Origin of the sequence: Pseudoalteromonas sp. 2CM32C (genome assembly GCF_023161925.1) — a bacterium.
Taxonomy (GTDB): Bacteria; Pseudomonadota; Gammaproteobacteria; order Enterobacterales; family Alteromonadaceae; genus Pseudoalteromonas; species Pseudoalteromonas marina.
In genome coordinates this window covers 90,559-114,055 of sequence record NZ_JALNTI010000010.1, presented here as the reverse complement: position 1 = coordinate 114,055, position 23,497 = coordinate 90,559, and the positions used below count along the sequence as shown (strand labels likewise).

The window sequence follows — 23,497 nt, the reverse complement described above, 5'->3', positions numbered from 1 at the left end:
CTTCTTTACGAAATGAGATTAGTTAATGCAGCTATTGACCCGCATTGAAAAATTTAGTTCCAGTATAGTCACATAATATAAGCTGGCACTTATTTAGACGAATTAATCATTGATACTTTGTTTTGAATTAGTTGTTGCATTTATCACCAATACCTCTATAATACGCAGGCTTTCAAAATTCCCCCGGGAACTTGGAAGGATAAATTAAGCTTGGATTTCAAGCTAATAAACAGGAGTTCCGATTTGGAACTCAACGTAGATATAATCAAACAGCCGACATCTTAATAATTAAGATTGTTTCGGTCGTTTTTTTATGCTCTTTTAAATGCTCTTTATATTGAGGTTAAGAATGTCAAATCAACGCATTCGTATTCGCCTAAAAGCTTTTGACCACCGTTTGATTGACCAATCAACGGCAGAAATCGTGGAAACTGCGAAACGCACTGGCGCACAAGTACGTGGTCCAATCCCACTACCTACACGCTTTGAACGTTTTACTGTACTTACTTCACCGCACGTAAACAAAGATGCGCGTGATCAGTACGAAATCCGCACCCATAAACGTCTGATAGACATCGTAGAACCAACTGACAAGACTGTTGACGCGCTTATGCGTTTAGATCTTGCTGCTGGTGTTGATGTTCAAATCAGCCTGGGTTAATCGGAAGATTAGAGAGGTTTTAGGAAAATGGCATTAGGTCTAGTCGGTCGTAAAGTGGGTATGACACGAATCTTCACTGAAGATGGTGTATCTATCCCTGTGACAGTTATTGAAGCGACACCTAACCGCATTGCTCAGATCAAATCTGACGCAACAGACGGTTATAACGCGCTTCAAGTAACCGCAGGCACTAAAAAAGCAAGTCGTGTAAACAAAGCTTCAGCGGGTCACTTCGCTAAAGCTGGCGTTGAAGCGGGTCGCGGTCTGTGGGAATTCCGCCTTAACGGTGGTGAAGGCGATTTTGAAGTAGGCGCAGAGCTTACTGTTGAGTTATTCAACGAAATCAACAAGGTTGACGTAACCGGTACTTCTAAAGGTAAAGGTTTCCAAGGTGGTGTTAAGCGCTGGAATTTCAGCATGCAAGACGCTACACATGGTAACTCTCTATCTCACCGTGCTCCTGGTTCAATCGGTCAAAACCAATCACCTGGTAAGGTGTTTAAAGGTAAGAAAATGGCCGGTCATATGGGTGCTGAGCGTGTAACGACTCAAAACTTAGAACTAGTTCGCGTTGACGCTGAGCGTAACTTGCTTTTAGTGAAAGGTGCAGTACCTGGATCTATCGGCGGTGACGTTATCGTTAAACCAGCTGTTAAAGCATAAGTCCTGGAGATTTAGTGATGGAATTAGCAATCAAAGACGCTTCTGGCGCTCTTGAAGTTTCTGAAGCTACTTTTGGACGTGAGTTTAACGAAGCATTAGTACACCAAGTAGTTGTTGCTTACGCAGCAGGTGCTCGTCAAGGTACTCGTGCTCAGAAGACACGTTCTGAAGTAAGCGGTGGTGGTAAAAAACCATGGGCTCAAAAAGGTACTGGCCGTGCACGTGCTGGTACAATCCGTAGTCCAATTTGGCGTTCAGGTGGCGTTAGCTTCGCAGCTAAACCACAAGACCACAGCCAAAAAGTAAACCGTAAAATGTACCGTGGTGCGATCAAAAGCATCCTATCTGAACTAGTTCGTCAAGAGCGTTTAATCGTTGTTGAAAGTTTTGGTCTTGAAGCACCAAAAACTAAAGATCTAGTAGCTAAGCTAAAAGAGCTTGAGCTTAAAGATGTACTTATCGTGACTGAAGAAGTAGATGAAAATCTTTTCTTATCAGCACGTAACCTTTATAAGGTTGACACGCGTGATGTAGCTGGTATCGATCCTGTAAGCTTAATTGCTTTCGACAAGGTACTTATTACAGCCGCTGCTGTTAAGCAACTTGAGGAGGCGCTAGCATGATCCGTGAAGAACGTCTTTTAAAAGTGATCCTTGCTCCACACATCTCTGAAAAAAGCACAATTGCTGCTGAAGAAAACAACACAATTGTTTTCAAAGTAGTAAATGACGCAACTAAAGCTGAAATTAAAGCAGCAGTTGAGAAGCTTTTTGAAGTAGAAGTAACGGGTGTTCGCACACTTAACGTTAAGGGTAAAACAAAACGTACTGGCATGCGTTTCGGTCGTCGTAGCGACTGGAAGAAAGCTTACGTTACTCTTAAAGAAGGCAGCGAGCTAGACTTTGTCGGCGGCGCCGAGTAATAAGGGGATAGAATTATGGCACTTCAAAAGTGTAAGCCTACTTCTGCGGGTCGTCGTCACCTAGTTAAAGTGGTTAACTCTGATTTACATAAGGGTAAGCCATACGCACCACTTTTAGAGAAAAACTCTAAATCAGGTGGTCGTAATAACAATGGTCGTATTACGGTTCGTCATATCGGTGGTGGTCATAAACATCATTACCGTTTAATCGATTTTAAACGTACTAAAGATGGCATTCCAGCTACTGTTGAACGTTTAGAATACGATCCAAATCGTAGCGCAAACATCGCTCTTGTATTATATGCAGACGGTGAGCGTCGTTACATTATCGCACCTAAAGGCTTAAAAGCTGGTGATGCAATCCAGTCTGGTGTTGATGCACCAATCAAAGCTGGTAATGCACTACCAATGCGTAATATGCCTGTAGGTTCGACTGTTCACAACGTAGAATTAAAACCAGGTAAAGGTGCACAAATCGCACGTTCTGCTGGTGCTTACGTTCAAATTCTTGCACGTGATGGTCAGTATGTAACATTACGTCTTCGTTCAGGCGAAGTACGTAAAGTTGAAGCTGATTGTCGTGCTACACTTGGTGAAGTTGGCAATGCTGAGCATATGCTTCGTTCACTTGGTAAAGCAGGTGCAAACCGCTGGCGTGGTATTCGTCCGACAGTTCGTGGTGTTGCCATGAACCCGGTTGATCACCCACACGGTGGTGGTGAAGGTCGTACTTCTGGTGGTCGTCATCCTGTGTCTCCATGGGGTAAGCCGACTAAGGGTGCGAAGACGCGTAAGAACAAGCGTACGGATAAATTTATAGTACGTCGTCGTACTAAGTAATATTGAGGAATAGCCATGCCACGCTCTCTCAAGAAGGGTCCTTTTATAGACCTACACTTGCTGAAGAAGGTAGAGAAAGCTTTGGAAAGCGGTGAGAAAAAGCCAATTAAAACTTGGAGCCGTCGTTCAATGATCATACCTAACATGATCGGATTGACCATTGCTGTCCATAATGGTCGCCAGCACGTACCAGTTTTCGTTTCTGACGAAATGATCGGTCACAAACTAGGTGAATTTGCACCAACTCGCACTTACCGCGGCCATGCTGCGGATAAGAAAGCGAAGAAACGTTAAGAGGGGAAGATAAATGCAAGCATTAGCTAAACATAAATTCGCCTCTGGTTCGGCGCAAAAAGCACGTCTAGTTGCAGATCAGATCCGCGGGTTACCTGTCGATCGCGCACTAGAAATCCTGGCGTACAGCCCGAAAAAAGCGGCTGTATTAGTTAAGAAAGTACTTGAGTCTGCTATTGCTAACGCAGAGCATAACGAAGGTGCTGACATTGATGAGCTTCGTGTAACTACGATCTTTGTGGACGATGGTCCTACAATGAAACGTATTATGCCTCGTGCTAAAGGACGCGCAGACCGCATCCTTAAGCGTACAAGCCATATCACTGTTATGGTTTCAGATAGCTAGGAGTATAAGTAATGGGACAAAAAGTTCATCCTACTGGTATTCGCCTAGGTATATCTAAACCTTGGGTTTCTACCTGGTACGCGAGTTCTAAAGATTTCTCTGATCAGCTTTTTGGCGATCACAAAGTTCGTGCATTCCTTACAAAGGAATTAAAAACAGCTTCTGTGTCTAAAATCGTTATTGAGCGTCCAGCAAAATCAATCCGCGTAACAATCCACACGGCTCGTCCGGGTGTTGTTATCGGTAAAAAAGGCGAAGACGTAGAAAAATTACGTCAAGCAGTAACTAAAATCGCTGGTGTACCTGCTCAGATTAATATCTCTGAAGTACGTAAGCCAGAACTTGATGCACAACTAGTAGCAGACGGCATTGCCTCTCAACTAGAGCGTCGTGTTATGTTCCGTCGCGCTATGAAGCGTTCGGTACAAAATGCAATGCGCATCGGTTCAAAAGGGATTAAAGTTGAAGTTAGCGGTCGTCTTGGCGGCGCAGAAATCGCACGTTCAGAATGGTATCGTGAAGGTCGTGTACCTCTACATACTCTTCGTGCTGATATCGACTACGCAACTTCTGAAGCCTTAACCACTTATGGTATCATTGGTGTTAAAGTTTGGATCTTCAAAGGCGAAGTTATTGGTGGTTTACCACTAGTACAAGAGCAAGAGAAGCCAGCTAAACGCGCACCAAAGAAAGCCAAGAAAAGTGCTAAGTAGAGGTAGCGAGTAATGTTACAGCCAAAACGTACAAAATTCCGTAAAATGCACAAAGGCCGCAACCGCGGTTTAGCGCAAAACGGTAACAAAGTAAGCTTCGGTACTTTCGGATTGAAAGCTACTGGCCGTGGCCGCATGACTGCTCGTCAAATCGAAGCAGCTCGTCGTGCTATGACGCGTCACGTGAAACGTCAAGGTAAAATCTGGATCCGTGTCTTCCCTGACAAACCGATTACAGAAAAACCTCTTGAAGTTCGTATGGGTAAAGGTAAAGGTTCTGTTGAATATTGGGTTGCTGAAATTCAGCCTGGTAAAGTACTTTACGAAATGGAAGGTGTTTCTGAAGAGCTTGCTCGTGAAGCATTCGACCTTGCAGCTCGTAAACTGCCATTCAAAACAACTTTCGTAACTCGGACGGTAATGTGATGAAAGCAAGCGAACTAAAAGACAAAAGCGTAGAAGAGCTTAATGCTGAACTTCTAGGACTTCTTCGTGAGCAGTTTAACCTGCGCATGCAAGCAAGCACTGGTCAGTTAGCTCAGACACACACGCTAAGAACAGTACGTCGCGATATCGCGCGTGTAAAAACAATTATTAACCAGAAGGCAGGTCAATAATGAGCGATAAAATTCGTACTCTTCAAGGCCGTGTAGTTAGCGACAAGATGGAAAAATCTTTCACTATCGCAATCGCACGTTACGTGAAGCACCCAATCTATGGGAAATTCATTAAACGTACAACTAAGCTACACGTACATGACGAAAACAACACAGCAAAAGCGGGTGACGTAGTTACTATCCGTGAATGTGCACCAATTTCTAAGAATAAATCTTGGACTTTAGTAGACGTTGTTTCTAGTCCAAAACAAGCTTAATTTTTAATTAAGTTAGTTTTGTAAAAAAGCCCCGGCATTAGCTGGGGCTTTTTGTATTTAGTACTGTAGTAAAGCACCTTATTGATAATTTTTAGACCGACAATGCACCTTTGCAAATGAACTAAACCTGCCCAGTTATACTCATAAAGTAAACTGTTCACAGGGAGTTGATGTGTTGAAAGGTAACTATAAAGCGTGGGGTATATCAATTGGTTTTCATATTGTTGTTATTTATTTGGTTTCGAGGCAAACGATTGAGATAGCACAGCCATACGCAGGCAAAGTGATAAAAGCGTATGTAATGGTGGACCTTACAACATTACCCAGTAATACAAAAAGTAAACAGCCGAATGCTTCATTCCCTGAAAATGATACCGCGCTTGATGCAGGTGAGTTAACACCTAAGCCGATTAAAGGGCATGACTTTAAGGGCGCTCAGCGATTAAAATTAAATTTACCAGAGAATGCCACTGAGACAAGTAAAAGCATTGCCATAAGTACTGATAGAAAAAAGCATAATTTAAATAAAGCCGCGATTGAGCCTATAAAAAATAAGGTTAATTCAAAAGCTCAGCAGCAGCCATTTAAAAAAATTGATCCGTACGCACCAATAACTCCGTTTTCAATGTCCAGTAATGATATTGTATCCTTTGATTTCCCGCAGATAGCAACTTTGCCAAAGAGCAAAAATCACCAACACATAACGGTTCCAATTGAGCATTCTAGTGATTTCAAATCAGCGGTATTGTGGCAAAGCGCAGATGGTAGTCAGCGGGTGGAAATGTACAAAGGTATGTGCTACAAGATTGATTTTAATGGCGTTATGGGTAAAGTAGGCTTACCAACGGGATCGCCAAGGCCATGTAAAGATAACGATCGTATTCTATATAATAAAATAATGGATAAGTGGAATACTAAAAAGCCCATTAAGTAGTGTGTTTAAACTTTATTTAGAGGCTTAATTAATAAATACTTTTTAGAAAAAGCGGCAACGACAACAGATAGCAAAATACAAAGCGTGGAGCCTACAATTAAAAAGCGGTTTTCAATCCGGCTAACTTGCCTCTCACCTAAAATTTGGTAAATAACATCACCTTCAATATATCGCTCGCCTTGGTAGTGCTGACTGACGTTGAACGCTACAAAGTCGCCTAATTTGGCCTGATAAGTAAAGTAAGTCTCTGGGTAGAAAATTTCATAGGTTGCGCATAACCACATTACGAGACCAGTAATAAGCATAATTAAACTTACAAACAGCCTTTTTTTAATCTGTGTGCTTTGTAATGTTTTTGATGGTAAATACTTATCTAAACACGTTTTTCCATAGCAAAGTTCGAGCTTTTCAATTACCTCAGCGGACGGAATAAATTGTCCATTTTCAAGCTTAGATAAGTAAGATTGTTGAATACCAATCTCGCGTGCTGCAAATGCTTGCGTCCATTTTTTATTTGCTCTTAATTGCTTTAGTTCAATTCCTAGCGACAAGTTTCTTCCTTACCTTGTTTAATGCTCATCTATTTATTATCGCTAAAAATGGTGTGTTTAAATAGCCCAATAAGCAATATTCATTACTATGAATTAAAAGAATATTATGAATATTAATAAGTTAAGTTTTAATAGGTGATAAATTGGTTATGCTAGGCAGACTAAATAATAAAGGAGTATAACGAATGAAAATGTACTTTTATAAAGCGGTAATGGGGATTACTTTTGGGTTTTTATCCTCAGCGTGTATTGCAGAGCCAGTATTTGCGATTAAAGCCACTATTTACAAGCTAGAGAGTAAAATAACAATAGATAGCAAAATAGATGAAACATTAAAAAATTTACAACCGATTCACCAACCTCAGTTATTAGCTAACTTAAATAAAAGCGCATTAATAGAAATAGGCGGCGGTGAACAGCTAACAGCACTTGAGGTAAAAACAAATGAACAAGGAAGTTTTTATAATGCGAGCATGAAGCTCAAAGAAAAAGTAGATAGCGATTGGCAGTCTATTACGTCTTTCATGCCTAATATTCCCAATGGGCAAACTGTATATTTTAGCCGCTCATTTACAGACAGCGTATGGGTGATTAAATTAACGGGAAAGCGCTATGAGTCTATTGCACTTGGTCAGGCGAGTTTTAAATAGCCTCAGCCTTGGCTGAGGCTATATTTTCTACCAAATCATTTCTACAAATTCAGGGTAGTCGATAAACGGATTACGGTTACCTTGAAATTCAAATGCTGCTTGGTTTCGATCTATTTCCATTTGGCTAACAGGGTCTGCGTTATGCCAGTTGATTAACATAGCAACAACCCAGCTTTCAAATACCTGCGAACTGGTGCCGTTAAGAACCGCATTACTTGCAGTGGTATTATTTTGCCACGTCCCAATCACATTTTCATAGCGTGTAGCCATGTAAAAATAGGCACGGGCAAAGTCACCTTTAAACTCATCAATGGGTTCAAACACTGTGCCCGTGTAATTAATGGCGCTACTTGCAGAGCCTAACTTACTGCCATTAGTTGATGTAAACGTGGCGCTTGCCACTTCACCAAACGGAAAGTTGCTGCGTTTAGAGTTTACATAGCCATCGGTTGCATAAATATGATGAACATCTGAGTTCATAGGCTCATTAGTACCGCCAAACCAACTTTTAGGGAACGAATGTTCGCGGTTGTAACAACCACCTTCGCCACTGTAATTGCCACATTGATCGCTAACGGCTGTGTATGTGTAGCTATCGTTGCCATTTGGCTTTTCACTGTACATATCTAAAATACTATTATCGTTTTCAAAGTATGTATCGCGAGCCGATGAATCATAAAAGTTCCATATTGCAGAGTACCCCTGCGAACTATGATTATTAATGATGTTATAAAGCTCAGTTTTTAATGCGTAACCGGTTAGGCCTTGTGTTGTAACATAATAACCTGTTGGTGTTGTGGGGGTACCACCAGAGCCACCGCCAAGCGAAAATGAAGTACTTTCAGCGTTGCTGAAGCTTGCGCCACTTGCCAGGGTTGAACCACCACTAGTGAGTGCATAATTACCACTACCAAAACTACAACAGATACCATCACCGTAGCTGTCGTTAATAGTAAAGGTATAGGCGCCATCAGCTAAACACAGTGCTTCGTTATATTGTGTATTGGACGCATAGCCACTACCGCTTGCAACCGTGCTACCTTGGTTATTATTAATAGCCCAGCTTGTTTCGCTACCATAATTATCTGTCGTCAGACTAAAAGAGAGACTATTGCCCGAGCAACTCCCAGAGCTACTGTCGTTACTTGTAGGTAGAAAGTTATCTACATAGACAAGTTCATTGCCATCAAAGCCACTAACATCATAAAAGCGCAGGCCAACATTAATGGTTTTATTGCTACTTGCTGTATAGCTGTGGCTAATTGTTTGCCATTGATTAGTTTGCGTATTATTGGAGTAGCCTTGGTAACCATCTACGAATAAACGGGCTTTAATTTTTCCTTCTGTGTGGTAAACATCAGTTGAAAATGCATAGGTTTTTCCTGCTTCTACCGTTATTTGTTGTAATAAATCGGTGTTAGCCTGAGAGCCCGTGGTTACATTAACTGCTGCTGCACTGTTACCTGTTTTAACAATATTTGTTGAGCGCGATAGGCTAATACCGCTATCTATTGTGCTCCACGCGTCAGGTGTATTGCCTGACCATTGCTCAAAACTGCCATTTTCTACATTTGCCATTACCGGAAGTGTGCCAAGTAATAAGGCTGTTCCGAATAGTTTATTTTTATATGTCCCGTGTGACATGATTGTTCCTATTTTTATAATGAGTGAATAATATACATTACTTTGTTTAGGTTACAAAATTGTTAATTTAAAATTTAATAAAAAGCAATAATCGCTCTTTAATCTGTTTTTTTAGGTGTTTTTTAAAATTAATAACTAAATGGAATATCAAAGCAGATTCTATTCTTTTTTGATAAGTCGATAGCCCGTTATCCTGCACAGTAAGAAAACCTCAGCAAACTTATATCGGCTGAGGAAAAACTCATTTTTAACAATACACGGTGTGTGTTGTGCTTAATTTTCAGGGTTATGGGGAATCGATTCATGTTGTTAGGTCAACTAAATGCTGCGGCAAGCCCGCTATCGCAAGAGCAAGTTCAAAAGCTGCAAGGTTTAGTGGCTGAGCTTAATCCAATACAACAAGCGTGGGTAAGTGGTTACTTAGCAGCTAATGCAAATGCTTCAGCAGTTGGTATGCCTACGGCTGGCACATCAGTAACGGGCGATGCAGCAGTATTAACTATTTTATATGGCTCACAAACGGGTAATGCAAAAGGTGTTGCAACCCAAATGAAAGAGCAAGCTGAATCGCGTGGTTTATCAGCCAAATTAGTGAGTATGTCTGATTACAAACCAACGGCCCTGAAAAAAGAAAAGTTTTTAACCGTTGTTGTATCGACTTACGGTGAAGGTGAACCGCCTGAAGATGGCGAAACGTTGCACGCATTTTTAGCCACTAAAAAGGCCCCTAAACTCGACGGTGTTAAAATAGCTGTCATTGGTCTAGGCGATTCTAGCTATGAGTTTTTCTGCCAAACAGCAAAAGATTTTGAAGAGCGTTTAAATAAGTTAGGCGCTGAGTCAGTTTACCAACGCGCTGATTTAGATGTTGATTACGAAGAAGAAGCTGCAACATGGATTCAAGGCGCACTAGATGCATTTGAACCAGATTTAAAAGCGCAACAGGGTAACGTAGGTGGACAAGCCGCGGTTATGCCTTTTGGTGCACCAACGCCTGCAGCTAGCCAGTACACAAAGCAAAATCCATTTGAAGCCGAATTATTAGCAGTTCAAAAAATTACCGGGCGTGATTCAACAAAAGATGTACGCCATGTAGAAATTTCGCTTGAAGGCTCTGATATCACTTACACACCGGGTGACTCACTGGGTGTATATTTTTTAAATGATGAGGCGTTAGTTGATGAAGCGCTAGAACTTACCCAAATTGATGGTTCTAGTCGCGTTAAAGTTGCGAATGAAGAATTGAGCGTGCGTGATGCGCTTATCGAAAAATTAGAGCTAACGCAGTCATATCCGGGTTTTGTTGAAAAATACGCAACAGCAACAGGCACACCTGAGCTCTTAAAGCTTGTAGAAGATAAAGCTGCAATGCGTGCTTACATTGAGCCACGCCAAATATTTGATGTTATTCGTCAAAATCCAGCAAAACTAGATGCACAAACATTAGTTGATTGCTTACGTAAGCTTCAGGCTCGTTTATATTCTATAGCGTCTAGCCAAAGCGAAGTTGAAGACGAAGTGCATTTAACTGTTGGACTTGTTGAGTTTGATACTTTTGACAGCGAGCACTTAGGTGGTTGTTCTGGTTATTTAGCGCGTCGTGCTGAAGAAGGCTGCAAAGTAAAAGTATTTAGCGAACATAACGACAACTTCCGTTTACCGGCTAACGATGAAACACCTATTATCATGGTGGGTCCGGGTACTGGTATTGCGCCATTCCGCGCATTTTTACAAGAGCGTGACTCGCGAGAAGCACAAGGTAAAAACTGGCTGTTTTTTGGTAACCCACATTTTACTCAAGACTTTTTATACCAAGTAGAAATTCAAGGTTATTTAAAGTCAGGTTTACTTAATAAAGTAGATGTTGCATTTAGCCGTGACCAAGCCGAAAAAATCTATGTACAAGATAAGCTTCGCAAAAACTCAAAAGACATTTTTGAGTGGTTAGAAGCTGGCGCTCACTTTTATGTATGTGGAGACGCAAACCGCATGGCAAAAGATGTACATCAAGCATTGGTTGATATCATTAAAGAAAATACGGGTAAAAATGATGAAGACGCAGAGCAATATTTAAAAGACCTGCGTAGCGCAAACCGCTATCAGAAAGACGTGTATTAATCACGTTTCTTATTTTATTAACAGCTAACAGCCGTCACTGTAACAAATTTAGGATTTAAAATGAGCGAACAAGATAAAAACGTAAAGCTTTCTGATAACGAGCGTTTGAAAAGAGAAAGTAACTTTTTACGAGGCACTATAGAGCAAGACTTAAAAGATGAAATTACCGGTGGTTTTACAGCCGATAACTTCCAACTTATACGTTTTCACGGTATGTATCAGCAAGATGATCGCGATATACGCCCAGAGCGTGCAAAGCAAAAGTTAGAGCCGCTGCATAACGTAATGCTACGTGCGCGTATGCCTGGCGGTATTATTAAGCCAGAGCAGTGGTTAGCAATCGATAAGTTTGCTGATGATAAAACCAGCTACGGCAGCATTCGTTTAACTACGCGTCAAACGTTTCAGTTCCATGGTGTATTAAAGCCAAATATTAAAGGCATGCACCAAATGCTAAATAGCGTGGGCATTGACTCTATTGCTACCGCAGGTGATGTAAACCGTAATGTGCTGTGTACTACTAACCCTGTTGAGTCTGAGCTACACCAAGAAGCGTATGAGTGGGCTGCAAAAATTTCAGAGCATTTATTACCAAAAACAAAAGCGTATGCTGAAATTTGGTTAAACGGCGAAAAAGCAGAAACGACAGAAGAACCTATTTTAGGGTCTAACTATTTACCACGTAAGTTTAAAACCACGGTTACTATTCCGCCTAACAACGAAGTCGATGTGCATGCGAATGACTTGAACTTTGTTGCTATTGCTGAAGACGGTAAGCTTGTCGGCTTTAACGTACTTGTAGGTGGTGGCCTTGCTATGACCCACGGTGATACGGCTACGTATCCGCGTAAAGCTGACGACTTTGGTTTTATTGCCCTAGAAGATACCTTAAAAATTGCTGAGCACGTTGTATCAGTGCAGCGCGATTGGGGTAACCGTTCTAACCGTAAAAATGCAAAAACTAAATACACACTAGATCGTGTTGGGTTTGACGTATTTAAAGCAGAAGTAGAAAAACGTGCCGGTGTAAGCTTTGCACCAAGCCGCCCTTATGAGTTTACTCACCGTGGCGATCGTATCGGTTGGGTAGAAGGCATTGATGGCAAGCACCACCTTACGCTATTTATACAAAGCGGCCGTATTTTAGATTACCCAGATAAGCCACTTAAAACAGGGTGTCGTAAAATTGCAGAAGTGCACCAAGGTGATATGCGTATGACGGCAAACCAAAACTTAATTATTGCCGGTGTACCTGTAGATCAAAAAGCAGTGATTGAAGAAATTGCTCGTAACCATGGTTTGATTGACGACGGTGACACAGAGCAACGTAAAAACTCAATGGCGTGTGTGGCATTACCTACATGCCCGCTTGCAATGGCCGAAGCTGAGCGTTACTTACCAAGCTTAATTGAAAAAACTGAAGCTTTACTCGCTAAACACGGAATACCAGACGATAGCATTATTATGCGCGTTGTAGGTTGTCCTAATGGTTGTGGCCGCGCAATGCTTGCAGAAGCAGGGCTGGTAGGTAAAGGGCCTGGTAAATACAACGTTTACTTAGGCGGTAATTTAGAAGGTACACGCATTCCTAAACTGTACCTTGAAAACGTAGGTGAAGATGTTTACCTAGAGGCGTTTGATAAGCTAATTGGCCAGTGGGCAAGTGAGCGAAACGACGGTGAATGTTTTGGTGACTTTGTAATTCGCAAAGGCATTGTTGCTGAAGTAAAAGTATCAGTAACCGATTTTCACGCATAATTAGATACCAGCGCTTGGCGCTGGTGAGGCTTGGAATTTTCCATGAGTGAATTTAAAAATATATTACAGCTAGATAAACAAAGCCAAGCGGCTATGTTAGCTGATGCTAATGGTGTATTAGCAAATATGAGCGCAGAGCAACGTGTTGCGTGGGCGCTTGAAAATTTACCCGATACCGCGTTTCTATCGTCAAGCTTTGGGATTCAAGCTGCGGTGATGTTGCATTTAATGACAACCCAACGCCCAGACATTCCTGTTGTATTAACAGACACTGGTTATTTGTTCCCTGAGACGTACCAGTTTATTGAGCAAATGAGCGAGCGTTTGTCACTTAATTTAAAAGTGTACAAGGCGCAGCTGAGCCCAGCATGGCAAGAAGCTAAGTTTGGAAAGTTATGGGAGCAAGGTGAGGACGGTATTAAGCAATATAATCAGCTTAATAAAGTTGAGCCAATGACTCGCGCTTTAAAAGAAATTGAAGCGGGTACCTGGTTTAGTGGTTTACGTCGCGATCAATCTTCTACTCGTGCAGATAAGCAGTTTGTAGAAATAAGCCGTGGCACGGTAAAAGTGTACCCGATTATTGAATGGTCAAACCGCGATGTATATCAATACCTAACTAAGCATGACTTACCTTATCACCCATTATGGGAGCAAGGGTATGTGTCAATGGGCGATGTACACACTACGCGCAAACTAGAGCCGGGCATGACTGAAGAAGAAACCCGCTTTTTTGGTTTAAACCGTGAATGCGGTCTTCATATGGATGGTGATGGTATTTAGTACCTTAACGCTTTATTTAACCGCAATTAAACGCAGCTTAGGCTGCGTTTTTTATTATCTAAATTTAGATAATAAAATTGCCAGTGAGTGCTTTATTCACTAATATTATATTAAAGGAACAAACAAAGCAGGAACGCTATGAAATACTTTACCTATTTAGCAATATCAGTGATGGTAATTGCTGTCATATCACTATTTTATTTAAAAAAGCCAGACGGCCAAACTTGGCTTTCAGGTTCAACTATCAGCAAAGAAACCCAGCAAATTAAAGAGCAAATGGTTGCGTTATCAACCAATACGCTAAATCAAGCTGTAAAAGGCATTCACGAGGCTGGCGATAAAGTGACGAGTAGTATTTCAAGCGATAGCTCAACGATTACGTCTTCAAGTACTATTTATAAGTGGCAAGATGAAACAGGTCAATGGCATTATTCAGATAGCCCTAACCCTCATGGTAAAAGCATAGAGTTAACCCTCAACCCTGAGGATATAACCGTGATTGGTGCAGAAGATACTTCTATTTTAAACTTAGAGTCTAGTACTAATGAGATGTCAGCTAATACGCAAACCCCTTCAATATTAAATCCTGAATCGATTAAAAAGCTGTTTGAAGATGCAGAAAACATCGAAAAAAAATTAGAAAAACGTAACAAAGAAATTAATAATTTAAGTGTACTTTAAGCGCTATTCATTAGTATTAGAGTGGGTATAACGTTTTTCAGCTTCCATTAGTAAAATGGTTAAATATATTTTGGTGGGTAGTGACAATAGTATACCCACAGCGATGCAAGCTGCGGATGCAATAATGCCGTTAATACCAAATTGCTCACTAAACCCATTAGATATGATAAGTGTATGGCCTGTAACTATAAGGCATAAGCCAAGTACAATAGATGTTTTAAGTACTCTAATAATAGTGACATGCGACATAATGCCTCCACTGGTTATGGTGCCAGTGTAATAGGCTATGTGTTTTGTATATTGATGCAGCGCAATAATAAGGCAGTTATAAAAAAGGCCTCATGGTTGTAACCATAAGGCCTATGAGTCATTCACTACGCAGCTTAGTTAAGCATGTTACGCAGTACATATTGTAAAATACCGCCATGCTTGTAGTAATCCCACTCTTTAGGAGTATCAATACGTACATCGGCTTTTACGCTTGTTTTTTTGCCTTCGGCATTAGTTGCTATCAGTGTAATCTCGTCGGTTTTATCGTAAAGACCTTGAATATCAAACTCTTCTTGGCCAGTTAAACCATGCGACTCATAGCTTTCACCCTCTTTAAATTGTAATGGCAGTACACCCATCCCAATTAAGTTAGAGCGGTGAATACGTTCATAGCTTTGTGCAAAAACAGCTTTCACGCCTAGCAACAACGAACCTTTTGCAGCCCAATCGCGTGACGAGCCAGTACCATATTCTTTTCCGGCTAAAATAATAAGCGGTGTATCATTTTTTTGATATGCCATAGCCGCATCGTAAATACTTTCTAAGCTATTGTCTGGTTGCGTGCGTGTTACCCCGCCTTCTGTGCCCGGTGCTAACAAGTTTTTAAGTCGTACGTTAGCAAAGGTGCCACGCATCATTACTTCATGGTTACCTCGGCGAGAGCCGTAAGAATTAAACTGTGCTTTTTCTACATTGTGCTCTTGTAGATAAAGACCAGCAGGTGCATCCGCTTTAATCGCGCCTGCAGGAGAGATGTGATCGGTTGTTACCGAGTCTCCTAGCTTGGCTAAACAGCGAGCCTTTTCAATGGTAGGAATACCCGGTGGCTCTACGGTCATGCCATCAAAAAATGGTGCTTTTTTAATATAGGTAGATGCGTCGTTCCAATCATACAACTTGCCGTCAGGTATTTGAATTTTTTGCCAGCGGCTATCACCTTCATAAACATTGGCGTAGCTTGTTGCAAACATTTCTTTGGTAACCGTTTCTTTTACTAAGTCGCTAACCTCTTTCACACTTGGCCAAATGTTTTTAAGGTAAATATCGTTACCGTTTTCATCTTGTGCAAGGGGCTCGTTATAAACATCTATGTCTGTTCTACCTGCAATTGCATAGGCAACAACCAAAGGAGGAGAAGCTAAAAAGTTCATTTTAACATCTTGGTGTATACGCCCTTCAAAATTACGATTGCCCGATAAGATAGAGCTGACTACCAGCTTGTGTTTTTGAATAGCTTGTGAAATTTCATCAGCCAGCGGTCCTGAGTTGCCTATACACGTAGTACAACCGTAACCTACTAAATTAAAACCTAGGCTTTCTAAGTCGTCCATTAACCCCGCTTTCTCTAAGTAGTCGGTAACTACTTTTGAGCCAGGCGCGAGTGATGTTTTAACCCAAGGTTTAACGTTAATACCTAGTTGTTTTGCTTTTTTAGCCACAAGGCCTGCGGCTAAAATAACACTTGGATTAGACGTGTTGGTACAGCTTGTTATAGCTGCAATAACGCATGCACCGTCGTTAAGTTCAAACTCTTGGCCTTTGTAGTTAACTTTTGCCGCCCCCATAAATTGTGCTTCGTTTACAGGTTCATCAGGGTTGGTTGTTGGGCCTTCGCTTTCAATACGCGATTGCTCGTCATCACTTTTATCGCGATGTGCTATACGCTCTTCTTGAAAACCTTTTAGGTGCTGAGAGATTTCCTCGCCGGCTTTGTTAAGCGCTATTCTATCTTGTGGGCGTTTTGGGCCTGCAAGGCTTGGTACAACATCATCGAGCTTCAGTTCTAGTGTGTCGGTATAGCGAGCTTCGTCGCCATCGTTACGCCACAAGCCTTGGTGTTTTGCATAATCTTCAATAAGCTTTAGTTGGTCTTCATCACGGTTGGTAAGACGTAAATAATTAATCGTTTCGTCATCAATTGGAAAAATACCACACGTAGCACCATATTCAGGTGCCATGTTAGCAATGGTTGCTCTATCTGCAAGGGGGAGATCTGCAAGGCCATCGCCATAAAATTCTACAAATTTACCCACCACGCCGTGGTTACGCAAAATTTCAGTTACCGTGAGCACTAAATCAGTTGCTGTTGTGCCTTCTGGTAATCGGCCATTAAGCTTCATGCCAACTACCTGTGGAATCAATAAGCTAATTGGCTGGCCAAGCATTGCAGCTTCAGCCTCAATGCCGCCTACACCCCAGCCAAGTACGCCTAAGCCATTAATCATGGTTGTGTGCGAGTCAGTACCAACCAGTGTATCGGGGTAGGCAAACTTTTTACCATTGCTATCTTCGTTAAAAACAACGCGAGCAAGGTATTCTAAATTAACTTGGTGAACAATGCCGGTTGCGGGTGGTACCACTTTTAAATTATCAAATGCCGTTTGGCCCCAGCGTAAAAATTCGTATCGTTCTTTGTTGCGGTCGTATTCAAGTTTCGCATTTAAATCAAAGGCACCATCATTTCCATAGCCGTCAACTTGTACTGAATGGTCTATTACGAGTTCGGCCGGTGACAGTGGGTTTATTTTTGCAGGATCTCCGCCGAGCTTTTCCATTGCATCTCGCATTGCAGCTAAATCAACAATGGCAGGTACGCCAGTAAAATCTTGCATTACTACTCGTGCAGGGGTAAATGCAACTTCAGATGATGGTTTTGCTTTTGGGTCCCAATTTAATAGCGCATTAATGTCTTGTTCTTTGATGTTTTCGCCGTCTTCGTTGCGCAGCAAATTTTCTAGCAAGACTTTTAAGGAGAAGGGGAGTCGTTTTGCTTTGTCGCCAAGCCCTTTCAGAGAATGAATATTATATTGCTCACCATTAATTGTGAGCTCATGTTGGGTATCGAAACTATTTTTCATTATTTTGCCCCTTCTTAACTAATTAAATTTTTTTAAAAGTAACCTCTGTAATTAAACATTTGCAAAGTGCATACCATGATAAACGAGTATTAAATAGCTGCATTTATGTGCAGCTGTAATAGGAAGTAAGGTATTAAATTATGAGTATAATAAACCATCTATACCAACTAAAAAGCACGTTGTTCAGCTGGCCTATTCAGTTAGTTTAGCCAGCCTTGTTGTTTCCCTTTTATACTTAAATAAATAAGCGCTAAGGCAATAAAAACTACCATAAGTGGCATTACAACCGAGCTGATTCCTAGCAAGGCAACGCTATCAATTATAAAAAAGTTGTAGTATTGCTGTATGATTATCGCGCCGAGCGATAAAGCAAAAGTAGGTGTTGCCAGCGATTTTTTAGCTAGTAAAAAAATGCAGCCTAAAGCACCACCAAAAACGGCAACGGCGAAAGCAATGGTGGCCCATATTGGGGTGTTTGAATATGCAGCTTGTTGATCTAATGGTAGTTTACTGATCATATCTGGGCTTGTCATTATGTGCATAATGAATGCTATAACGCCTAATAAATTCCATATAAGAGCAGCCCAAGCGACAGGTTTAAACCAGTTTTTAGGTGTGTGAGATGACATGTGTAACCTTGTTTTTTATTATTATTAACAAGGTTATTAAAGAGTAAAAAAGCCAACTATACAAGTTGGCTTTTTTATAATGCGATTCGTAAGCTTACCCAAATGAAATAGGACGACGCCCTGTTTTTTCATCTACCTTTGGCTTTTTAGTGCGCTTACGTTTACTTTTTGCTGGTTGGCTTTCAGGTGGTGTAATGTTTTGTTTGGGTTCAACCGGTGTTTGTTCACTTGGCCTTTGTGCTGGGGTTGCATCTTCACTCAGGGAGAGTTGAAAGAGCTCGCCATCAAATTCCAGTACATCACCACTGTATAATTTTTTCCGCTTTATTGTACAAATTTCATGGTTAACACCCACATAGCCTTCGGCGATTAGGTTTTTAGCTTGGCCGCCACCTTCAACTAAATTAAGTACTTTTAATAATTTACAGAGCTCTATCGGCTCTTCTTCTAGTTCGATTTCTATGTATTCTTCGTTCATTGTTACTCTCGGTGGAGGCTTGCATAGGCTGTAGTATAAAGGCATAGGGCCAATTATGCACCAAACCAAATCACTCAAAGTTACGTATTAGTTATTTTTTAAAAAATGACTCACTTTAAAAAAACTGAAGTATTTATTAGTTAAGCTCCGGCGAGCCATGTTTGTAAGTGGCTTACTAATTGCTATAGCTGTGTCGAATTTAGAATACATAGAATCATGGAGTAAAAAATGGGCGTAAGATTAGCAATGAGAAAAGAGCTAATGGGCTTAAATCATTCAGACATGTTAACTGCCGATGACGTTAGGGAACACCTTAGTAAATCAATAAAAAAGCACGACCAAAAACCTGAACGCGGGTTTTCGGTTATTTCAAAATTTAACGATACACACAGCCAGTTACTCAGTGGCAACACTAACAAAAAAAGCGTTTTGGAATTTGAACGTCACCGCTTATTCAAAGAAGTATTATATACGCGTAAAAGTGTAGATGCTTGGTTAGATAACCAAACAAATTAAGTTGCGATAAAGCAATACCTCTAATAGACTACAAGTGTAATCAAATGAGGTGACTATGAAAAAAGGATTTTTAATTTGTGTATTGGCATGTATGTTAGTTGCATGCCAGCAACCCACCGTTTATGTTTTTAGTGAAAACTTGCAAGATGAACAACGTAATCAGCTCGATGCGGCGTTAAAAGCACAAATTCTTCCCTATGAATATGTGACGTTAGAAATCCCATCAGATTTTGGTGAAGCAACGTTGCTTTTATCAAGCGATAAAATTTATTCCAAAGAGACAGAACAACTTGCGTCCATAATGCAAGCGCTCGGGTATGAGCCACACGTTAGTTATACAAGTCGCTCAAACCATTTTTATGGTGATGGCAATATAGGTTTTTATTTAAAAAATACAGCTGAAAATGCTTCTTTTGTAATGCCTAAACAGTTACGAACAACTCAATGCAGTGAAGATAGGTACAATGATTTAATCGTTACCTTTACCAAAGAATACGCTGATTTTACTTTACCCAGTGGTGCAGTTGTGAGGTTGGGTTGGGAGTTTTTATATGGTTACGTTGTCATTTATTACAAAAATTATTCGCAAACTTATAGTCACTCGCAGCCACTTATAAATACTCCCTTTGGCGATAAGCCATCAGATACTTACACGTTTACAGCCCATGTTAATAATCCTAGCTGGCTCGATTGCTCATTGCAGGTTGTTTATATGGACTGAGCTAACCGTGATTTTCTATATAGTCACTGAGCTTAGTTATTCGTTCACTCATACCTTCAATAATACGGTCTTTAATTTTTTCTCGAATGACATTGGGTAACTGAGTGAGTGCTTCGGGAGTGATGGCAAGGACAATGGTGTCGGTTTTAGCGCGAGCACTTGTACTGCGCTCTCTGTTATTTATAAATGCGCCTTCACCTATAAATTCGCCAGGCTCTATTGTGCCCAGTTCAAGTAAGTGATTATGCTTAAATACTAAAAGTGCGCCGCTAAGTACAATATACAATCGTTTATCGTTATCGAACTGTTTAAACAAAAATTGGTGCTGGCCAACTAAATACAATAGGCCATATGATTCTAATAAAATTTGGCGCTCGTTAAGCGTAAATTCCTTAAAAAAATGTAGCCTGTTAATTATTTCCATTTGTTTGAACAATGGAATGTGTTCGATTAATTTCATTCGATATCAAAATTTAATGCACATTGTTAGCTAATATTGCGCTCTTTTAATTTTCGGGTCAATGTATTGCGACCCCAGCCTATTTTTATGGCGGCATCTTGTTTGTGACCCGAACAATTAGCAAGTGCTGTTTTAATTAAGCGTGTTTCTAGTTGTGCCTGTATGTCTGGCCAAATATTTTCTTTACCTTGTTTTAGTTCATTATTAAGCCATTGCTGAAAAGCATCCAGCCAATCACCTTCTTCTTGTATTGGTGTTACTTCAATAATTTCAGGGGGCAAATCTTGCTCTGTAACAAGCTCGCCTGGTGCCATAACCGTTAACCAGCGACAGGTGTTTTCAAGTTGGCGAACATTACCTGGCCAGTTAAATAAACGAAGTTGCTCGGTGGCTTTAGGGCTCAATACTTTGCTTTCTACTTGCAGATCTTTAGCGCTTTTATGTAAAAAGTGTTGCGCTAAGCGTTCTATATCTTCGGTGCGTTCACGTAAAGCAGGTAAACGAAGGCGTACTACATTTAAGCGATGAAATAAATCGTCCCTAAACTTACCTTGTTTAACTAAGTCTTCTAAGTTTTGATGTGTTGCGGCAATAATGCGTACATCAACTTTTATACTTTGATGACCACCAACACGGTAAAACTCTCCGTCGGCAAGTACACGAAGTAAGCGTGTTTGCACATCTAAAGGCATATCGCCAATTTCATCTAAAAATAAAGTGCCGCCATTGGCTTGTTCAAATCGACCTTTTCGCACGGTATCGGCACCGGTGAACGCGCCTTTTTCATGGCCAAACAGCTCAGACTCAACTAATTCTTTAGGTATAGCAGCCATATTAAGTGCAATAAATTGGTTTTCTTTACGCGGGCTGTGATTGTGAAGTGCACTTGCAACGAGCTCTTTACCTGTGCCCGACTCACCATTAATCAAAACACTCATGCTAGATGCTGAAAGTTTACCTATTGCTCTAAAGACCTCTTGCATAGCGGGTGCTTCACCAATGATGTGAGCACTTTTAGGGGGTGTTTGCTTACGTTTGGTTTTTTTTGTGGAATTTGCTCTAAATGCGCTTTCAACAAGTGCAACGGCTTCATTTAAATCGAATGGTTTAGCTAAGTACTCAAATGCCCCTTTTTGAAAGGCGTTCACTGCCGAATCTAGGTCTGAGTGCGCAGTCATTATTATTACTGGCAAGCCAGGGTTTTGTTCTGCGATGAGTTCAAGTAGGGCCATGCCATCCATACCGGGCATTTTCACATCCGATACTAAAACAGTAGGTTGACTAAACTTCAATGCATTAAGTACATCTTGCGCGTTGGCAAAGCTTTCTACATTAAAACCAGAGCGTTCAAGTGCTTTTTCAAGTACAAAACGAATTGATGCATCATCATCTACAAGCCAAACTGTTTTCATGGCAACTCCAAACATTAATCTGCAAAGGGCAGATAGATATTAAATTCAGTATGTCCAGGCCAGCTATCACATTCAATATAGCCATCGTGCTGATCAATGAGCGTCTGTGCAATCGAGAGTCCAAGCCCTGAGCCACCTTCTTTGTTGGTGATCATAGGGTAGAACAAGGTTTCACGTATGCTGTGATCTATGCCTGGTCCGTTATCAGATATTTGGATCAACAAGGCTTTTTTAGGTGCCTTACCTGGACGACGGTGTTGATGATTAATACGCGTTTTTATTTTTATCTCACCACCCTCAGTAAGCGCCTGCTGAGCATTACGAACAATATTTAAAACCACTTGTTGTATTTTACTCTGATCAATAAACACATTAGGGATACTAGGATCGTAATCTTTTTTTAATTCGATATTTGAACAATTATCGAGTGTGCTTAACTTCACTACCGACTCTAACGCTTGGTGTATATTAACGTAAGATTTTTGTGGCAGTTGATTAGGCCCTAAAAGTCTATCTACTAGTTCACGTAATCTGTCTGCTTGCTCAATGATGAGCTCAGCGCATTGATTTCTTTCTTGCTGATCAACCTCATATTGCAATAATTGCGCCGCTCCGCGAATTCCACCTAAAGGATTTTTAATTTCGTGTGCCAAGCCTCTTATTAAGTTACGTGCTGCTTGGTATTGATGCATTTGATTTGAAGCTTGATCGTGCTTTATTTCATCGTCCGTTTGACGACATTCTAATAAAATATACGCAGTACCTTTAAAGTTAATTCGCCTTGAATTAACACTTACTTTGGCATGGCGAGAATCGCTAAAGACTACGTCAGCTCTGTGTTGTTGGCAATCAACGCCATCAATTAATGAAAACTGCGCGATGCGTTTTAAGTCAATTGAATGGTAATTAAAAAGGGTATCAAAGGGCTGTTCGAGTAAGCGTTTAGTGGCAAGCCCAAGTAACTCACTGGTACTGGTATTGGCATAAAAAACGGTAAAATTTTTATCGAGAAGCATAACTGCCGTTGTTTGATTTTGCCATATGGCATCAAGCAATTCGGGGCTAAAATTTTCGTTATTAATCATGTTTGCACCATTTTAGTGCGCAGGTGTTTACAGGCCAGGTTTTATCTTAAATGAGCTGCTGCGCTTAAGTATTAAGTTTCGCTTTAATTGCTATGGACTTTGCCTTTTCTGCGCATATTAAATATACGTGGCTCGCTCACAGCGATAATTTGGCTTTTCTCGTTAAACAGTCTTAGTTGAAGCATATGTTCACCGGCTTCAACATCAGCAATTGCAAATACTGAGTTATTTATTGCAGGGCCGTTTGCTTCTCCATTAACAAGCAATTGAATGGTATAGCCTGCTTTAAAGCTCGGCATTACGCGGCTGGTGACGTATATTGTGCCGGTATTTTCATGAATGGTTTGATTGTGCTCAGGTGACGTAATGGCAATACCAAACCCTGTTTTTTTAGTATGGGATTGGCTGCTGAGAGTCGCTATATCTTTAGCGGGCATAGTTAAGCTCTGGCTAGAGAGTTTTACCTCTGTAGCACCTTTACGCGGTGTATCTGAAAACACTAAAACGCCGTTTTGATCTTTCCAAGCGTAAATTCTTTTTTCACCCGCATAACCATAATTACTTAATCCTAAAGTAATCATTAGCAATAAAATCTTACTATTCACACTGCTACCCTGCAATTTTTATGATTGCTTA

The 23,497-nt window shown here is 40.8% G+C and carries 29 protein-coding genes; 19 read left to right on the top strand and 10 right to left on the bottom strand.

All coding sequences use genetic code 11. The features are described from left to right. Positions 1–349 precede the first annotated feature (349 nt). From rpsJ to MTF67_RS15890, 12 genes are all read left to right on the top strand, one after another. Positions 350–661, top strand: coding sequence for a 30S ribosomal protein S10 (gene rpsJ / locus MTF67_RS15945; RefSeq protein ID WP_002957900.1), 312 nt, complete (start codon positions 350–352; stop codon positions 659–661). 27 nt (positions 662–688) lie between these two features. Continuing rightward, complete coding sequence (rplC, locus tag MTF67_RS15940) at positions 689–1,324, top strand: 50S ribosomal protein L3 (protein ID WP_006791361.1); 636 nt, start codon at positions 689–691, stop codon at positions 1,322–1,324. Positions 1,325–1,341: 17 nt separating this feature from the next. Continuing rightward, positions 1,342–1,947 carry a 50S ribosomal protein L4 gene (gene rplD / locus MTF67_RS15935; protein WP_006791360.1) on the top strand — a complete coding sequence of 202 codons (606 nt, stop codon included), beginning with the start codon at positions 1,342–1,344 and terminating at the stop codon, positions 1,945–1,947. Next, positions 1,944–2,246, top strand: coding sequence for a 50S ribosomal protein L23 (gene rplW / locus MTF67_RS15930; protein ID WP_006791359.1), 303 nt, complete (start codon positions 1,944–1,946; stop codon positions 2,244–2,246). The genes rplD and rplW overlap by 4 nt, the downstream gene beginning before the upstream one ends. Positions 2,247–2,261: 15 nt before the next feature. Further along, positions 2,262–3,086: a 50S ribosomal protein L2 gene (rplB, locus tag MTF67_RS15925; protein ID WP_006791358.1), complete on the top strand. Its 825-nt coding sequence runs from the start codon at positions 2,262–2,264 to the stop codon at positions 3,084–3,086. Between the two features lie 15 nt (positions 3,087–3,101). Beyond that, a complete protein-coding gene (gene rpsS / locus MTF67_RS15920) occupies positions 3,102–3,380 on the top strand; it encodes a 30S ribosomal protein S19 (protein WP_004588689.1) in 279 nt (92 codons plus the stop codon). 13 nt (positions 3,381–3,393) lie between these two features. Continuing rightward, complete coding sequence (rplV, locus tag MTF67_RS15915; protein ID WP_006791357.1) at positions 3,394–3,726, top strand: 50S ribosomal protein L22; 333 nt, start codon at positions 3,394–3,396, stop codon at positions 3,724–3,726. An 11-nt stretch (positions 3,727–3,737) separates the two neighbouring features. Beyond that, on the top strand, positions 3,738–4,439 hold the full coding sequence (rpsC, locus tag MTF67_RS15910) for a 30S ribosomal protein S3 (RefSeq protein WP_006791356.1): 702 nt from the start codon (positions 3,738–3,740) through the stop codon (positions 4,437–4,439). 12 nt (positions 4,440–4,451) lie between these two features. After that, positions 4,452–4,865, top strand: a complete 414-nt coding sequence (rplP, locus tag MTF67_RS15905; RefSeq protein WP_002957890.1) for a 50S ribosomal protein L16 — start codon at positions 4,452–4,454, stop codon at positions 4,863–4,865. Further along, positions 4,865–5,056: a 50S ribosomal protein L29 gene (rpmC, locus tag MTF67_RS15900; RefSeq protein ID WP_004588692.1), complete on the top strand. Its 192-nt coding sequence runs from the start codon at positions 4,865–4,867 to the stop codon at positions 5,054–5,056. Before rplP ends, rpmC begins: the two co-directional genes overlap by 1 nt. Beyond that, positions 5,056–5,313 carry a 30S ribosomal protein S17 gene (gene rpsQ / locus MTF67_RS15895; protein ID WP_006791355.1) on the top strand — a complete coding sequence of 86 codons (258 nt, stop codon included), beginning with the start codon at positions 5,056–5,058 and terminating at the stop codon, positions 5,311–5,313. Before rpmC ends, rpsQ begins: the two co-directional genes overlap by 1 nt. Before the next feature lie 172 nt (positions 5,314–5,485). Then, positions 5,486–6,247, top strand: coding sequence for a hypothetical protein (locus MTF67_RS15890; RefSeq protein ID WP_248520070.1), 762 nt, complete (start codon positions 5,486–5,488; stop codon positions 6,245–6,247). Between the two features lie 5 nt (positions 6,248–6,252). On the opposite strand, the gene MTF67_RS15885 is transcribed toward MTF67_RS15890, so the two are convergent. Further along, complete coding sequence (locus tag MTF67_RS15885; RefSeq protein WP_248520069.1) at positions 6,253–6,798, bottom strand: helix-turn-helix transcriptional regulator; 546 nt, start codon at positions 6,796–6,798, stop codon at positions 6,253–6,255. A gap of 185 nt (positions 6,799–6,983) precedes the next feature. Between MTF67_RS15885 and MTF67_RS15880 the strand changes: the two genes are divergently transcribed. Further along, positions 6,984–7,448, top strand: coding sequence for a hypothetical protein (locus MTF67_RS15880; protein WP_248520068.1), 465 nt, complete (start codon positions 6,984–6,986; stop codon positions 7,446–7,448). 27 nt (positions 7,449–7,475) lie between these two features. On the opposite strand, the gene MTF67_RS15875 is transcribed toward MTF67_RS15880, so the two are convergent. Further along, positions 7,476–9,092, bottom strand: coding sequence for an endonuclease (locus MTF67_RS15875; protein WP_248520067.1), 1,617 nt, complete (start codon positions 9,090–9,092; stop codon positions 7,476–7,478). Positions 9,093–9,395: 303 nt separating this feature from the next. Here MTF67_RS15875 and MTF67_RS15870 point away from each other — a divergent pair, with 303 nt between their 5' ends. The 4 genes from MTF67_RS15870 (at position 9,396) to MTF67_RS15855 (ending at position 14,432) form a co-directional block, all read left to right on the top strand. After that, a complete protein-coding gene (locus MTF67_RS15870; protein ID WP_248520066.1) occupies positions 9,396–11,210 on the top strand; it encodes an assimilatory sulfite reductase (NADPH) flavoprotein subunit in 1,815 nt (604 codons plus the stop codon). Positions 11,211–11,270: 60 nt separating this feature from the next. Next, positions 11,271–12,968 (top strand): assimilatory sulfite reductase (NADPH) hemoprotein subunit, encoded by a 1,698-nt coding sequence (gene cysI, locus MTF67_RS15865; protein ID WP_248520065.1) that lies wholly within the window; start codon positions 11,271–11,273, stop codon positions 12,966–12,968. Between the two features lie 42 nt (positions 12,969–13,010). Beyond that, positions 13,011–13,751 (top strand): phosphoadenylyl-sulfate reductase, encoded by a 741-nt coding sequence (locus MTF67_RS15860; RefSeq protein ID WP_006791348.1) that lies wholly within the window; start codon positions 13,011–13,013, stop codon positions 13,749–13,751. 138 nt (positions 13,752–13,889) lie between these two features. After that, on the top strand, positions 13,890–14,432 hold the full coding sequence (locus MTF67_RS15855) for a DUF4124 domain-containing protein (protein WP_248520064.1): 543 nt from the start codon (positions 13,890–13,892) through the stop codon (positions 14,430–14,432). Between the two features lie 3 nt (positions 14,433–14,435). On the opposite strand, the gene MTF67_RS15850 is transcribed toward MTF67_RS15855, so the two are convergent. The 4 genes from MTF67_RS15850 to MTF67_RS15835 all read right to left on the bottom strand — a co-directional run bounded on the left by MTF67_RS15850 (position 14,436) and on the right by MTF67_RS15835 (position 18,667). After that, entirely contained in the window at positions 14,436–14,681 is a 246-nt protein-coding gene (locus MTF67_RS15850) for a hypothetical protein (protein ID WP_248520063.1), read from the bottom strand. A 134-nt stretch (positions 14,682–14,815) separates the two neighbouring features. Continuing rightward, complete coding sequence (gene acnA / locus MTF67_RS15845) at positions 14,816–17,560, bottom strand: aconitate hydratase AcnA (protein WP_248520062.1); 2,745 nt, start codon at positions 17,558–17,560, stop codon at positions 14,816–14,818. Positions 17,561–17,760: 200 nt separating this feature from the next. Further along, entirely contained in the window at positions 17,761–18,189 is a 429-nt protein-coding gene (locus MTF67_RS15840; RefSeq protein WP_248520061.1) for a hypothetical protein, read from the bottom strand. 94 nt (positions 18,190–18,283) lie between these two features. Beyond that, positions 18,284–18,667 carry an RNA-binding S4 domain-containing protein gene (locus tag MTF67_RS15835; RefSeq protein WP_010557651.1) on the bottom strand — a complete coding sequence of 128 codons (384 nt, stop codon included), beginning with the start codon at positions 18,665–18,667 and terminating at the stop codon, positions 18,284–18,286. Positions 18,668–18,895: 228 nt separating this feature from the next. On the opposite strand from MTF67_RS15835, the gene MTF67_RS15830 reads away from it, so the two are divergent. Further along, positions 18,896–19,183 (top strand): hypothetical protein, encoded by a 288-nt coding sequence (locus MTF67_RS15830; protein ID WP_006791341.1) that lies wholly within the window; start codon positions 18,896–18,898, stop codon positions 19,181–19,183. 55 nt (positions 19,184–19,238) lie between these two features. Further along, the gene (locus MTF67_RS15825) at positions 19,239–19,904 is read left to right on the top strand and encodes a hypothetical protein (RefSeq protein WP_248520060.1); all 666 of its coding nucleotides are present in this window, start codon (positions 19,239–19,241) and stop codon (positions 19,902–19,904) included. A 1-nt stretch (position 19,905) separates the two neighbouring features. On the opposite strand, the gene MTF67_RS15820 is transcribed toward MTF67_RS15825, so the two are convergent. From MTF67_RS15820 to MTF67_RS15805, 4 genes are all read right to left on the bottom strand, one after another. Beyond that, a complete protein-coding gene (locus MTF67_RS15820) occupies positions 19,906–20,364 on the bottom strand; it encodes a cyclic nucleotide-binding domain-containing protein (protein WP_006791339.1) in 459 nt (152 codons plus the stop codon). 26 nt (positions 20,365–20,390) lie between these two features. Further along, a complete protein-coding gene (gene ntrC, locus MTF67_RS15815) occupies positions 20,391–21,776 on the bottom strand; it encodes a nitrogen regulation protein NR(I) (RefSeq protein ID WP_008126997.1) in 1,386 nt (461 codons plus the stop codon). Positions 21,777–21,790: 14 nt separating this feature from the next. Continuing rightward, positions 21,791–22,861: a nitrogen regulation protein NR(II) gene (glnL, locus tag MTF67_RS15810; RefSeq protein ID WP_006791337.1), complete on the bottom strand. Its 1,071-nt coding sequence runs from the start codon at positions 22,859–22,861 to the stop codon at positions 21,791–21,793. An 83-nt stretch (positions 22,862–22,944) separates the two neighbouring features. Beyond that, positions 22,945–23,466, bottom strand: coding sequence for a DUF4124 domain-containing protein (locus tag MTF67_RS15805; RefSeq protein ID WP_348983495.1), 522 nt, complete (start codon positions 23,464–23,466; stop codon positions 22,945–22,947). Between the last annotated feature and the right edge of the window lie 31 nt (positions 23,467–23,497).

What these genes read in the sequence shown, in the direction of transcription:
- rpsJ (WP_002957900.1), top strand. Translation starts at nt 350, where the DNA reads ATGTCAAATCAACGCATTCGTATTCGCCTAAAAGCTTTTGACCACCGT.
- rplC (WP_006791361.1), top strand. Translation starts at nt 689, where the DNA reads ATGGCATTAGGTCTAGTCGGTCGTAAAGTGGGTATGACACGAATCTTC.
- rplD (WP_006791360.1), top strand. Translation starts at nt 1,342, where the DNA reads ATGGAATTAGCAATCAAAGACGCTTCTGGCGCTCTTGAAGTTTCTGAA.
- rplW (WP_006791359.1), top strand. Translation starts at nt 1,944, where the DNA reads ATGATCCGTGAAGAACGTCTTTTAAAAGTGATCCTTGCTCCACACATC.
- rplB (WP_006791358.1), top strand. Translation starts at nt 2,262, where the DNA reads ATGGCACTTCAAAAGTGTAAGCCTACTTCTGCGGGTCGTCGTCACCTA.
- rpsS (WP_004588689.1), top strand. Translation starts at nt 3,102, where the DNA reads ATGCCACGCTCTCTCAAGAAGGGTCCTTTTATAGACCTACACTTGCTG.
- rplV (WP_006791357.1), top strand. Translation starts at nt 3,394, where the DNA reads ATGCAAGCATTAGCTAAACATAAATTCGCCTCTGGTTCGGCGCAAAAA.
- rpsC (WP_006791356.1), top strand. Translation starts at nt 3,738, where the DNA reads ATGGGACAAAAAGTTCATCCTACTGGTATTCGCCTAGGTATATCTAAA.
- rplP (WP_002957890.1), top strand. Translation starts at nt 4,452, where the DNA reads ATGTTACAGCCAAAACGTACAAAATTCCGTAAAATGCACAAAGGCCGC.
- rpmC (WP_004588692.1), top strand. Translation starts at nt 4,865, where the DNA reads ATGAAAGCAAGCGAACTAAAAGACAAAAGCGTAGAAGAGCTTAATGCT.
- rpsQ (WP_006791355.1), top strand. Translation starts at nt 5,056, where the DNA reads ATGAGCGATAAAATTCGTACTCTTCAAGGCCGTGTAGTTAGCGACAAG.
- MTF67_RS15880 (WP_248520068.1), top strand. Translation starts at nt 6,984, where the DNA reads ATGAAAATGTACTTTTATAAAGCGGTAATGGGGATTACTTTTGGGTTT.
- MTF67_RS15875 (WP_248520067.1), bottom strand. Translation starts at nt 9,092, where the DNA reads ATGTCACACGGGACATATAAAAATAAACTATTCGGAACAGCCTTATTA.
- MTF67_RS15870 (WP_248520066.1), top strand. Translation starts at nt 9,396, where the DNA reads ATGTTGTTAGGTCAACTAAATGCTGCGGCAAGCCCGCTATCGCAAGAG.
- cysI (WP_248520065.1), top strand. Translation starts at nt 11,271, where the DNA reads ATGAGCGAACAAGATAAAAACGTAAAGCTTTCTGATAACGAGCGTTTG.
- MTF67_RS15860 (WP_006791348.1), top strand. Translation starts at nt 13,011, where the DNA reads ATGAGTGAATTTAAAAATATATTACAGCTAGATAAACAAAGCCAAGCG.
- MTF67_RS15855 (WP_248520064.1), top strand. Translation starts at nt 13,890, where the DNA reads ATGAAATACTTTACCTATTTAGCAATATCAGTGATGGTAATTGCTGTC.
- MTF67_RS15850 (WP_248520063.1), bottom strand. Translation starts at nt 14,681, where the DNA reads ATGTCGCATGTCACTATTATTAGAGTACTTAAAACATCTATTGTACTT.
- acnA (WP_248520062.1), bottom strand. Translation starts at nt 17,560, where the DNA reads ATGAAAAATAGTTTCGATACCCAACATGAGCTCACAATTAATGGTGAG.
- MTF67_RS15840 (WP_248520061.1), bottom strand. Translation starts at nt 18,189, where the DNA reads ATGTCATCTCACACACCTAAAAACTGGTTTAAACCTGTCGCTTGGGCT.
- MTF67_RS15835 (WP_010557651.1), bottom strand. Translation starts at nt 18,667, where the DNA reads ATGAACGAAGAATACATAGAAATCGAACTAGAAGAAGAGCCGATAGAG.
- MTF67_RS15830 (WP_006791341.1), top strand. Translation starts at nt 18,896, where the DNA reads ATGGGCGTAAGATTAGCAATGAGAAAAGAGCTAATGGGCTTAAATCAT.
- MTF67_RS15825 (WP_248520060.1), top strand. Translation starts at nt 19,239, where the DNA reads ATGAAAAAAGGATTTTTAATTTGTGTATTGGCATGTATGTTAGTTGCA.
- MTF67_RS15820 (WP_006791339.1), bottom strand. Translation starts at nt 20,364, where the DNA reads ATGAAATTAATCGAACACATTCCATTGTTCAAACAAATGGAAATAATT.
- ntrC (WP_008126997.1), bottom strand. Translation starts at nt 21,776, where the DNA reads ATGAAAACAGTTTGGCTTGTAGATGATGATGCATCAATTCGTTTTGTA.
- glnL (WP_006791337.1), bottom strand. Translation starts at nt 22,861, where the DNA reads ATGATTAATAACGAAAATTTTAGCCCCGAATTGCTTGATGCCATATGG.